We start from the raw sequence: 11,523 nt of genomic DNA on the forward strand, positions 1-11,523 counted from the left end.
CTCCTCTAGAACAAGGCTTGCTCTCTATTGACTTTGCGGACCACCAGATTCGACAGCATGACGAGGACGAATCCGACGGCGGATTGATAGAGGCCGGCAGCCGATGACATGCCCAAATCCCCCATTTGCAGCAAGCCCCGATATACATACGTATCGATAACATTGGTAACGGGGTACAGCGTACCCGAGTTCATCGGCACCTGGAAAAAGAGTCCGAAATCCGAATAGAAAATACGTCCGATTTGCAGGAGCACCATCGTGGTCATGACCGGCGTGATCAGAGGCAAGGTGATGCTGCGGATCTGCTGCCACTTGCTTGCTCCGTCGATCAGTGAGGCCTCGTAATATTCCGAATCGATCCCAACGATGGCTGCAATGTAAACGATGCAAAAGTACCCTGCGCTTTTCCACGTATTGACCAAAACCAGGATGTACGGCCAGTATTTCGGCTCGTTGTACCAAAGAATCATATCCTTGCCGAACAGCGGCAGGATCGATTTATTGAGCAGCCCGTATTGGGCGCTGAGCAAGCTGAACACGAGATAGGCGACCACCACTGCGGAAAGAAAGTAAGGAAGCAGCACCGCGCTTTGATAAAACTTTTTCAATACTTTGCGCCGCACCTCGTTTAATGCGATAGCCAGGGCGACGGATACCACCAGCGTGACGACGATAAAGACGGCGTTGTAGGCTAACGTATTGCGGGTGATCACGAAAGCATCGGAGGTTTGAAACAAGTATTTGAAGTTTTCAAAACCTACCCAGTCGCTCTTCCAAAACCCTTTGGTGAAATTGAGGTTCTTGAAGGCAATCGTCGTCCCCGCCATGGGCAAGTAATTGTTGAGCAGCAGGTACAAGACCCCAGGCAGAGCCATGACCCATAGCGCCCAGTACCTTTTTAAGCGTCTTACAAATAAACCTTTCTTTCTTGGAAGCGTATTCTTCTGAATGACCGCCACTCTGGTTTCCCCCCTCAATCAAGCGGCATCAGCCTCTTGCTGTTCTCTTGATTTCATTATAAAAAGGTTACGGGGGGCCACCTACCAAGAAAGCGACTAAACCTGATACGATTGTGACATGACTCGAGGGTTTCGCCTATGTGCAATAAAACGAAAAAGCCAACGCATTCCCCGCATTTTGGGGTGCATTGGCTTTTATAAATGAAGACCGGTCCGACTCCAGTTAACGCTTCCGCTTGAAGCCCATAAAGAATCCGTACAGGGCGTAGATCACAAGAGGAACGAAAACGAGCCGGGATATATAATTGGGCCAAACGATAACAAAAATAACGCACAACAGCACGACACCCAACGTCAGCAGCGCTGCCTGTTTGCTGAGGCGTACCTTCTTAAAGCTCGGGTACTTCACTCGGCTGACCATGAGGTAGGACAACAAGAGCGAGGCCGCAGCCAAAATATACGAGTTGAGTTCCAGATGGAAAAGCGCCAGCGTGCAAAGGATAACACCGGCAGCCGGTATCGGCAGGCCGATGAAATAGCCGGGAATCCCATCGATAACATTGAATCGGGCAAGCCGCATCGCACCGCAAATCGGGAAAATCGCCGTTGCGATCCAAGCGAAAGCCGGATTTATATCCCCGTAAGCCACAACGTACATGATGAATGCCGGCGCCACGCCGAACGAAATCACGTCGGACAAGGAATCCAGTTCCTTGCCGAATTCGCTCTGGACGTTGAGCGCGCGGGCAACCCGCCCGTCGATCCCATCCATCAACATCGCGGCAATCACGATAATGGATGCGAGATTGGCATTATCAAAATTATGGAAAACGGGGTTTTCGTTAAAAACAAGAATTATGGCAATGATGCCAAGTGCCAAATTCAAAATGGTGAAAACGTTTGGCACCGATTTTTTAATCATGGTTCGCCCACCTTTATCCACTTGGGACACCAAGCGTCACTGAGTGTACCAGTCTTCTATGTTATCCGTCCTAAATCTGTCTGTCAATGAAAACTTGCTCTTGGATACGCTTTAATCCTTCTTGGATTGCCCTTGCGCGCACTTCACCGATTCCATCCACTTCATCCAATTCTTCAATTGAAGCTCCGATGACATGGGGCAAGCGTTCGAACTTCTCAATCAAATTGTAAATAATGATGGATGGCAGCCGCGGGATTTTATTTAAAATTCGAAAGCCCCGGGGAGAAACAAGCTCATCCAATATATTATTGGTTACCGGGTATCCCAGAAGCTTGACGATATATTGGTCGTCAAGATGTTCCTCAGAGGTTAGTTTGCTCAAAGCTGCCTTCGTATCCCTGACTTTATCTTCCGACAATTCCCGGCAATAATCCTTGATCAGGAGAATGGCTTCGTGCTCCAGATTGGACACCAGCTCCTCCAGCTGCATGCTGATGAGCCTGCCTTCCACGCCAAGCTCATTGATGTAGCGTTTGATCTCCGCTTTGACCCGAAGCACCATTTCCACCCTTTGCAAGGCGTGAACCGCATCGGAATAGGTCACGGTCTCTTCAAACTCGGCTGCGCTCAAGTTGATTAGCGTCTGATCCATGACCGATTTGTATTTTTCCAGCGTTTGCATCGCCTGATTAGCTTTGGTGAGAATCACCCCGATATCCTTGAGCGAATAACGTAAATTCCCTTGATACAACGTAATGATATTCCGCCGCTGCGAGATGGAGACCACCAGTTTACCCGTCTGCTTCGCAACCCGTTCCGCCGTCCGGTGGCGGATGCCTGTTTCCGTAGAAGAAATGGACGGATCGGGATTGAGTTGGGTATTGGCGTATAAAATCCGTTTCATATCCTCGCTTAAAATAATGGCGCCGTCCATTTTGGCCAGCTCATATAAAAAGTTAGGCGTAAAATCGCAGTTTATGGAGAACCCCCCGTCAACCAACGACGTCATTTCCGGGCTATAACCAACGACGATGAGTCCGCCTGTTTTGGCTCGCAGCACATTTTCCAGCCCTTCACGGAACTGGGTCCCCGGCGCTACTAATTTTAGCAACTTGTTCTTAATCTCTTCTTCCTTCACCATCATTTCCCCCCAGTCTGCCCAAAACCATATGCTTCATCTTCCTTAATCATCCAAAGCGGCGGCCAAAGCTTCCGCAACGGTGTGAATCCCTACTACTTGGATGCCTTGGGGTGGCGTCCACCCCTTCAAGCTCGATTCCGGCAGGATCACCCGCTTGAACCCAAGCTTTTGTGCTTCACGTACTCGCTGGTCAACACGGGATACCCCGCGCACTTCTCCGGTTAAACCAATTTCGCCAAAAACCACGTCATCTGGCCGGGTCGGACGATCCTTAAAGCTAGAAGCGATGCTAACCGCGACGCCCAAATCAACGGCAGGCTCATCCAGCCGCACCCCTCCGGCTACATTCAAGTAGGCATCTTGATTTTGCAAAAACAATCCGATGCGTTTCTCCAGCACCGCCATGATCAAAGACAGCCGATTATAATCAAAGCCCGTAGACATCCGCCGTGGAGACGGAAAATTGGTTGGCGTGACTAACGCCTGCAGCTCCACCAGCATCGGACGAGTGCCTTCTACACTCGCAACCACTGTTGAACCGGAAACCCCTTTGGGCCGCTCCGACAGAAACAACTCGGACGGATTACCGACTTCCACCAAACCCGATTCCCGCATTTCAAAAATACCGATCTCATTTGTGGAGCCAAACCGATTTTTTACCGCCCTTAGCAGCCGGTACGTATGATGCCGCTCCCCTTCAAAATAGAGGACGCAATCAACCATATGCTCCAACAGCCGGGGTCCGGCGATGGCGCCTTCTTTCGTAACGTGGCCAACCAGCACAACGGCAATCCCCTTGGATTTGGCAATCCGCATAAAATGGGTCGTGCACTCCCTCACCTGAGAGACGCTTCCCGGCGCCGAGGTAACCGCCGGATGATACACGGTCTGAATGGAGTCGATAACCACGAAATCCGGCTGCAGCCGGTCGATGGCCTCGGAGATATGCTCCAGATTCGTCTCACACAGGACGAACAGCTGATCCGACAGAGCGCCTAAGCGATCCGCCCTCAGCTTCGTCTGCCGAGTAGACTCCTCACCGGATATATAAAGCACCTTCAACCCTTTTCCCGTCAACGAATGGGAAACCTGCAAGAGCAAGGTGGACTTTCCGATGCCCGGGTCGCCGCCGACAAGCAGAAGCGAGCCCGGCACGATTCCGCCGCCCAATACCCGATTCAGCTCTGCATTGTCCGTCAGAATGCGGGGTTCGCTGGCGCTGTCCACTTGAGTGATGGATACGGGCTTTTCCTGACTGACTGCGGACATGCCGCCAAACCCGGCAATCCCCTGGGTTTTAACAGGTGTGTCTGCTTCTTCGACAAAGCTATTCCACTGTTCGCAGGACGGGCACTTCCCCAGCCATTTTGGCGATTCAAAGCCGCATTCCTGACAAACGAATTTCGTTTTCGGTTTTGCCATCTGTTTTTCCCCCGGAATTCCTTTCGAATGCTGAATGAAAGACTCTTAGAAAGTTTACCATTTCCGACCCTGGAAAGTGAAGACGGTTGAAGGGGAAAAACCGGTTATAACAAATATACCCTGTTTAGTGGTAAACCTACTGCGATAGACAAGGCAAAACGGCTGGGGTCGTCCTTGGAAGGACGCGCTGCTTTTCCGATGTAGAATAAGGTAAGAAAAACGCCATAAGATCAACCCGAGTGGTTGATCTTATGGCGTTTAGTTGATTAAATATTTAACAACATTAAACGATTGTTACGCCTCAACATTTGCCGTCTTCGCCACATCAAGCTGGCCGTCTTTCATGTCGATAATCAAGGAATCGCCCTTGGCTATATTCCCTTTCAGCAGCTCTTCCGACAGCCGATCCTCGATGTGCTTCTGGATCGCCCTACGCAGTGGACGGGCGCCGAAAGCAGGATCGAAGCCTTCCTTGGCCAGGAACTTTTTGGCTTCTTCGGTGAGGACGAAATCGACGTCTTGCTCCTTCAGCCGTTTCCGCAGGTCCTCTGCCATCAAGGAGACGATTTCTTGAATGTGCGCTTCCTCCAGGTTGTGGAATACGATGATCTCGTCGATCCGGTTCAGGAACTCGGGTCGGAAGCTCTTCTTCAGAACGTCCATGACTTTATTCTTCATGTTGTCGTATTCCCGGCTGGAATCGGAGCTGGCTGTAAAGCCCAAGGTGGAGTTCTTTTTGATCGTTTCCGCACCGACGTTGGATGTCATGATGATCAACGTATTGCGGAAGTCGACGGTGCGTCCTTTGGAATCGGTCAAGCGTCCATCTTCCAGCACTTGCAGCAGGATGTTGAACACTTCCGGATGCGCCTTCTCCACTTCGTCCAGCAAAACAACGGAGTACGGTTTGCGTCGTACTTTTTCTGTCAGCTGGCCGCCTTCTTCATAACCGACGTATCCCGGAGGCGCTCCGACCAGACGAGAGGTGGAGTGCTTCTCCATATATTCGGACATATCGATGCGGATGACCGCATTTTCGTCGCCGAACATGGATTCCGCCAGAGCGCGGGCCAATTCCGTTTTCCCTACCCCAGTCGGACCGAGGAAGATGAAAGAGCCGATCGGCCGCTTTGTATCTTTGAGACCGGCGCGGGCGCGGCGGATGGCGCGGGCGACAGAGCGCACCGCTTCATCTTGGCCGATGACGCGCTGATGCAGGATGTCTTCCATTTTCAAGAGACGTTCGGTTTCTTCCTCCGCCAGCTTGCGTACCGGAATACCGGTCCAACTGGCGACGATGTCGGCGATATCATCAGGCGTTACCTCGGAATCGGTGCGGCCTTGTTTTTCCTTCCACAGGTTGCGGGTATCCTCCAGCTCTTCTTTCAGCTTTTGCTCGGTATCCCGCAGCGCGGCGGCCTTTTCGAATTCCTGGCTTTGAACGGCAGCGTCCTTCTCCTTGCGCACATCCTCCAGGCGGCTTTCCATTTCCTTTAACTGCGGAGGAGTGGTGTACGAGCGCAGGCGCACTTTCGAACCGGCTTCATCGATGAGGTCGATGGCTTTATCGGGCAGGAAGCGGTCGGTAATGTAGCGATCCGACAGCTTTACGGCCTGTTCGATGGCTTCATCGGTGATTTTTACCCGGTGGTGAGCCTCGTAACGATCGCGCAGCCCGTGCAGAATTTGAATAGCTTCTTCCGGAGTCGGCTGATCCACCGTGATCGGTTGAAAGCGGCGTTCCAGCGCAGCATCCTTCTCGATGTACTTGCGGTATTCATCCAACGTGGTAGCCCCGATGCATTGCAGCTCGCCCCGGGCCAGCGCCGGTTTCAGGATGTTGGAAGCATCGATAGCGCCTTCTGCCCCGCCTGCTCCGATCAAAGTATGCAGCTCGTCGATGAAGAGAATAATATTGCCGGCTTGGCGGATTTCGTCCATGATCTTTTTCAGGCGGTCTTCGAATTCGCCGCGGTACTTGGTGCCGGCAACGACGGAGCCCATATCCAGGGTCATCACCCGTTTATCCCGCAGCGTTTCGGGAATCTCATTGGCAATGATCCGCTGGGCAAGTCCCTCGGCGATAGCCGTTTTGCCGACGCCAGGTTCTCCGATGAGCACCGGGTTGTTTTTCGTCCGGCGGCTCAACACTTGAATCACCCGTTCAATCTCCTTGCTGCGTCCGATGACCGGATCGACATTGCCTTCCTTGGCACTGGCAGTCAAATCACGGGCCAAACCGTCCAGCGTTGGAGTGTTCACATTCGTCGGCGTTCCATGATTGGAGGACACCGCTTCGCTGCTGCCTAACAGCTGCAGCACTTGCTGTCTGGCTTTATTGAGGGATATCCCCAGGTTGTTCAACACTCTTGCGGCCACGCCTTCACCCTCACGGATGAGACCTAGAAGAATATGCTCGGTCCCCACATACGTATGACCCAGCTTGCGGGCTTCATCCATGGACAGCTCAATGACTTTCTTCGCCCTGGGTGTGTAGGCGATATTGGTAGGCTGCTCCTGGCCACGGCCGATGAGCGACTCTACCTCGTCCTGGATTTTTTCCAGCCCCAATCCCAGTGCGGTCAGCGCCTTTGCGGCGATGCCTTCCCCTTCGCGGATCAGGCCGAGCAAAATATGCTCCGTCCCGATATTGTTATGTCCCAGCCGAACCGCTTCTTCCTGGGCCAAAGCGAGTACTTTCTGAGCCCGTTCCGTAAATCTCCCAAACATCATCAAAAGCACCTCCAGCATGAGAATAAAAGATTATTTTTGTGCAAAACGCTCGCGGAACAATTGCGCCCTGCGAACATCCCTTTCTTCCGAGGACAATGGTCCCCCTGACACTTTCTGCAGATAACCAGGCTGCGTCATGACAACAAGCTCATTCAACGATCGGCTGGACATCCCCTGGATGAGACCTAGGTCGACTCCAAGCCGCACATCGGACAACCGCTGCATCGCTTCCTTGGAATCCAAGATAACAGCGTGGGACAGGATGCCGAAGGAGCGGTGCACCTTGTCGGCCAACCGGTGCCGGGCTTCCGCCAAAAGCGTGTTGCGGGCGGCCCGTTCATGCTCGATAATCTGCAGCACGACGCTGTGGAGGTTATCGATGATTTCCTCTTCCGTCTGTCCGAGGGTAATCTGGTTGGAGATTTGAAAAAGATTGCCCGACGCCTCGCTGCCTTCCCCGTATAACCCCCGCACCGCCAAGCCGACTTGCGTAACGGCGGACAGGATCCGGTTGATTTGATGAGTCATGACAAGAGCCGGTAAATGAATCATCACCGATGCGCGGATACCAGTTCCGACATTGGTGGGACAACTGGTGAGATAACCTCTTTCTTCATCAAAAGCATAATTCAACTGGCTTTCAAATATATCGTCGATCTGGTTGGCCAAATCCCAGGCTTCCTTGATTTGAAACCCCGGCGTCAAACACTGGATGCGCATATGATCTTCTTCGTTCACCATAATGCTGACGGACTCGTTATCGCTGAGAATGACAGCCCCATTGCGGGATTCATTCGCCAGATTCGGGCTGATCAGATGCTTTTCAACCAGCACCCTTTTATCCAGCTCACTCATTTCGGAGAGTGGCATCAGGTTAAAATGGCTGATGGACGCCAAATCCTCGTTGTTCAACACCGTCGATACCTTCTCCAGCACTTCCCTGGATTGAGGATTTGTCGCCAGCATCGGAAAAGGATAATGGCGCAGGTTACGGGCGATCCGAATCCGGCTGGACAAGACGATGTCCGACTCCGGCCCTTCCTGCTTCATCCACTCGCTTAAGGCATGATCGGTAAATTGTCCCAAGTCCATGGTATCTCCTCCATCTTACATCTCGACAATCCGTTTTTCCAGTTCACGGATACGGTCACGGGTTTTCGCCGCCTGTTCGAACTCTTCACGTTCAATGAAGCCGGCTAAATCCTTCTTCAATTCCTCCAGATCACGCTTCTGCTGTAAAATCCCTCCCGACCGCTTTGGTACTTTGCCAATATGGGTCGTACTGCCGTGTACCCGTCGAAACAAAGGATCCAACCGTTCGGAAAAGTAGCGGTAACAGGAGCTGCAGCCGAATCTCCCCAGTTTGCTGAATTGAGCGTAGGTGAGGCCGCACTCTTCGCAGCGTTCCGCCTTTGGCTTTGCCGTACCGACATCCGACGGCTCGTAATGAAGCAAGCCGGATAGCAGGTTGTGAATGGAAAATCCATTTTGGGTGCCGGGGATCAGTTCCCCTTTTTCCCTGGCGCAGGATTCACAGAGATGAAACTCCGTTTTCTCTCCGCCGATGATTTTGGTGAAATGAAGGGTTGACGGACGCTTGCCGCATTCCTGACACAACATATGCATTCCTCCTTAAAGTATCGTAAGGGTCTTTGTCCTCCCGACACTTTCTAATGGCATAGTAGCGAAAGCAGCATCGCCCGCAATAGTCGGGCGCGAACCTCGTCTCTGAGCGGCAGTTTGAGAGCTATGGTGTCCCGGGACAGAGCCGCCCGCAACATGCTTGCCTCTCGACGGCTGATCAGCCCCCCTTCTTCCAACTGATAAATCAGGCCTTCTGAAGAGGTTTGATCAATTTCACTGCCAATAGACCTTAAAATGAAGTCGTGAATCGCACCCTGCTTTGAAATCTGCACCTTTTGGATACGGATATATCCGCCTCCGCCGCGCTTGCTCTCCACTATATACCCTTTTTCCAAGGTAAATCTTGTACTGATTACGTAATTGATTTGCGACGGAACGCACTGAAACTCATCGGCAAGCTCGTTCCGCTGAATCTCGATTATCCCATCGGGGCTCTGCATCAGAATGTTTTTAATGTGAATCTCGATCATATCCGAAGCATTGCGCATCCGTTCACCTCCACCGGTTGACGGCCGCGGCCTTGGGCGACCCAGCGTAGTCGTTTATTCATGGTCAAATCCTTCGCCGATTGACTTTGACTTTCTTTGACCTTAGGCTTATTATAGCATGCCCGTTATTTTATTCAAGTAGCTTGCAAAATATCGTCTGACTGTCAGCTCAATCCTCCTCATCAGTATATACAAAAAAGCCCCCATTTACTTAACCGGTAGGCCAGTGAGCGGCAAATCGGCATTTCCGTATTGATACGGTGGAGGCTACGGGTCCGTTTCGTGAAAAAACAGAAAACCGGAGATGACTGGCGTCTCCGGTTTTCCTTTATGCTGCTATTTTTTCTCGCCGATGATCTTCATCCTCGGTTCGTAAGTCGACGCCGCTTCTTTATGGTTTTGCAGATACTTGATGACCACATCATCCAAGGAACCATAGTCGTTGAGCACCGGCTGAGGCATCAGCATTGTATATTCATCTCCACCTGCCGCCATAAAATCATTTGTGGCAAGCACATACTTTTTATCGGGCACGAGGGGGTTGCCTTTGATTTTCACATCGCTTACCCGCTCGCCCGCAGGCTTAGAAGCATCCAACGTAAACGTTACTCCGGCTACATGGGGGAATCCGCCGAGAGAACTGGGGTACGAGCGCACCCCATGCTCAAGAGCAGCCTTAATGTCCGCGCCGGTGACAGACTTCGTTTGAATATAGTTACCGAAAGGAAGGACTGTGACAACCTGGCCTTTTGTAATGTCTCCTGCGGGGATGGAAGCCCGGATTCCTCCGCCGTTGGTTAGAGCGACGTCCGCTCCGCTTTCCTCCAGCATCGCATCCGTAATCAGATGGCCCAAATTAGACTCGCCAACACGTACGACTTCACGTTCTCCAACAAGATCGACCTTCGTCGACCCGACAACCTCCGAGAGGACTGTATCCTGACTCGCCTTAACCTTGGCGATAATCTCATCGACAGCGGGATCGGGCCATGCATAATAGTCCGCCGCCGACCGAGAGAACAAGAAAGCCGATTTGCTCGTTATATTATTGTTTTTATCCAGATAAATATTAACTTCCCCAAGGTTTTCGCCATATTCCCCGGTTTGAGCAATGAGAGTATCACCTACCACTAATCCATGTTCCAGCATGGTATGGCTATGGCCATCGATTATGACATCGACGCCCTTCACATTTTCCGCTATCTTGCGGCTTGTATCGACGCTTGATTGATCCAGCCCCAAATGGGTTAGGGCAATAATAACGTCGGATTTGTCCTTCAGCTCTGCAACGATCTTTTTCGCTTCTTCCGTTGGGTCCGTGAATGTGAGTCCTTCCACGTTTTTCGGGTGGGTTTTGTACAAGGTTTCGGGAGTCGCCAGGCCGAAAATGGCTACCTTAACTCCATCCATTTCTTTAATGATATAAGGATCAAACAGCCGGGTCCCATCATCCTTATAAACATTCGCCGCCAAAAATGGATAGTTGGCTTTTTTGGACAGCTCAACAAGACGCTTGTAGCCATAATTGTAATCGTGATTGCCCGTTGCCGCGGCATCAAGCCCGATCACATTCAGGATATCGACGATGCTTTCGCCTCTCTGCAAATTGGCAATGGTTTGCCCGTGGAGCGTATCACCGGCATCCAAAACCAGCGTATTCGGGTTCGTCTTCTTCACTTCTTTGATGATGCCGGATATTTTGGCATAACCGATGCTTTTAGCGGTTGCTTCTACACGAGAGTGAACATCGTTGACATGGAGAATTGTGATCCTTTTTTCCGGGTTTTCTTGAGCCGTCGTCAGATCTTGTGCCGATACGAGATTGCTGATCTGCATGGTAAGCATTAGAGCAACCAATAAACCGGTAAAGCTTTTTCGTAAACGCTTCATCAATTAACCTCCTAGAAATAAGTTGGATGGATCACACCTCTATTATTCTAGCAGGATTCCTTTAAGAAAAATGCCACAATTTGTTATTCATAAGTTAACTATGTCTTGGCTTCGCTGGTCCCAATACCATCCCGTGATGGTAGGTCGGCCAAACGCAACAAAAAACCCCGCACGATATCGTGCGAAGTTCATTGTGCTGGAAAGTGCTACTCTCACAGGACTTGGCTTCGCCTGGTCCAAGTACCATCAAGCCGATGGTACGAACGGAGAGGGGGCCTTTCGAGGGCGGGCGGCCAAACGCAACAAAAAACCTCGCACGATATC

The 11,523-nt window shown here is 51.4% G+C and carries 10 protein-coding genes; 1 reads left to right on the forward strand and 9 read right to left on the reverse strand.

Annotated elements, in window-relative coordinates:
* Nucleotides 1-5: 5 nt before the first annotated feature.
* From TJ79_RS25465 to TJ79_RS25505, 9 genes are all read right to left on the reverse strand, one after another.
* A complete protein-coding gene (locus TJ79_RS25465) occupies nucleotides 6-875 on the reverse strand; it encodes an ABC transporter permease (RefSeq protein ID WP_081757154.1) in 870 nt (289 codons plus the stop codon).
* A 307-nt stretch (nucleotides 876-1,182) separates the two neighbouring features.
* Complete coding sequence (gene pssA, locus TJ79_RS25470) at nucleotides 1,183-1,881, reverse strand: CDP-diacylglycerol--serine O-phosphatidyltransferase (protein WP_040953157.1); 699 nt, start codon at nucleotides 1,879-1,881, stop codon at nucleotides 1,183-1,185.
* Between the two features lie 70 nt (nucleotides 1,882-1,951).
* A complete protein-coding gene (disA, locus tag TJ79_RS25475) occupies nucleotides 1,952-3,025 on the reverse strand; it encodes a DNA integrity scanning diadenylate cyclase DisA (RefSeq protein ID WP_040953158.1) in 1,074 nt (357 codons plus the stop codon).
* Between the two features lie 39 nt (nucleotides 3,026-3,064).
* A complete protein-coding gene (gene radA / locus TJ79_RS25480; RefSeq protein ID WP_040953159.1) occupies nucleotides 3,065-4,444 on the reverse strand; it encodes a DNA repair protein RadA in 1,380 nt (459 codons plus the stop codon).
* Nucleotides 4,445-4,738: 294 nt separating this feature from the next.
* Entirely contained in the window at nucleotides 4,739-7,177 is a 2,439-nt protein-coding gene (clpC, locus tag TJ79_RS25485) for an ATP-dependent protease ATP-binding subunit ClpC (protein WP_040953160.1), read from the reverse strand.
* A 30-nt stretch (nucleotides 7,178-7,207) separates the two neighbouring features.
* Nucleotides 7,208-8,269, reverse strand: coding sequence for a protein-arginine kinase McsB (locus TJ79_RS25490; RefSeq protein WP_040953161.1), 1,062 nt, complete (start codon nucleotides 8,267-8,269; stop codon nucleotides 7,208-7,210).
* Nucleotides 8,270-8,284: 15 nt separating this feature from the next.
* Nucleotides 8,285-8,797: a protein-arginine kinase activator protein McsA gene (locus tag TJ79_RS25495; protein ID WP_040953162.1), complete on the reverse strand. Its 513-nt coding sequence runs from the start codon at nucleotides 8,795-8,797 to the stop codon at nucleotides 8,285-8,287.
* 50 nt (nucleotides 8,798-8,847) lie between these two features.
* Complete coding sequence (locus TJ79_RS25500) at nucleotides 8,848-9,309, reverse strand: CtsR family transcriptional regulator (protein ID WP_040953163.1); 462 nt, start codon at nucleotides 9,307-9,309, stop codon at nucleotides 8,848-8,850.
* A 336-nt stretch (nucleotides 9,310-9,645) separates the two neighbouring features.
* A complete protein-coding gene (locus tag TJ79_RS25505; RefSeq protein WP_052340020.1) occupies nucleotides 9,646-11,199 on the reverse strand; it encodes a bifunctional metallophosphatase/5'-nucleotidase in 1,554 nt (517 codons plus the stop codon).
* A 100-nt stretch (nucleotides 11,200-11,299) separates the two neighbouring features.
* On the opposite strand from TJ79_RS25505, the gene TJ79_RS28355 reads away from it, so the two are divergent.
* Nucleotides 11,300-11,523: hypothetical protein (locus tag TJ79_RS28355; RefSeq protein ID WP_238323147.1), on the forward strand; the 224-nt coding region annotated here is incomplete at its 3' end.

Source organism: Gorillibacterium massiliense (assembly GCF_000455485.1).
In the GTDB taxonomy this organism is placed as follows: Bacteria; Bacillota; Bacilli; order Paenibacillales; family NBRC-103111; genus Gorillibacterium; species Gorillibacterium massiliense.

What these genes read in the sequence shown, in the direction of transcription:
- TJ79_RS25495 (WP_040953162.1), bottom strand. Translation starts at nt 8,797, where the DNA reads ATGTTGTGTCAGGAATGCGGCAAGCGTCCGTCAACCCTTCATTTCACC.
- TJ79_RS25490 (WP_040953161.1), bottom strand. Translation starts at nt 8,269, where the DNA reads ATGGACTTGGGACAATTTACCGATCATGCCTTAAGCGAGTGGATGAAG.
- TJ79_RS25500 (WP_040953163.1), bottom strand. Translation starts at nt 9,309, where the DNA reads ATGCGCAATGCTTCGGATATGATCGAGATTCACATTAAAAACATTCTG.
- pssA (WP_040953157.1), bottom strand. Translation starts at nt 1,881, where the DNA reads ATGATTAAAAAATCGGTGCCAAACGTTTTCACCATTTTGAATTTGGCA.
- clpC (WP_040953160.1), bottom strand. Translation starts at nt 7,177, where the DNA reads ATGATGTTTGGGAGATTTACGGAACGGGCTCAGAAAGTACTCGCTTTG.
- TJ79_RS25465 (WP_081757154.1), bottom strand. Translation starts at nt 875, where the DNA reads ATGGCTCTGCCTGGGGTCTTGTACCTGCTGCTCAACAATTACTTGCCC.
- TJ79_RS25505 (WP_052340020.1), bottom strand. Translation starts at nt 11,199, where the DNA reads ATGAAGCGTTTACGAAAAAGCTTTACCGGTTTATTGGTTGCTCTAATG.
- radA (WP_040953159.1), bottom strand. Translation starts at nt 4,444, where the DNA reads ATGGCAAAACCGAAAACGAAATTCGTTTGTCAGGAATGCGGCTTTGAA.
- disA (WP_040953158.1), bottom strand. Translation starts at nt 3,025, where the DNA reads ATGATGGTGAAGGAAGAAGAGATTAAGAACAAGTTGCTAAAATTAGTA.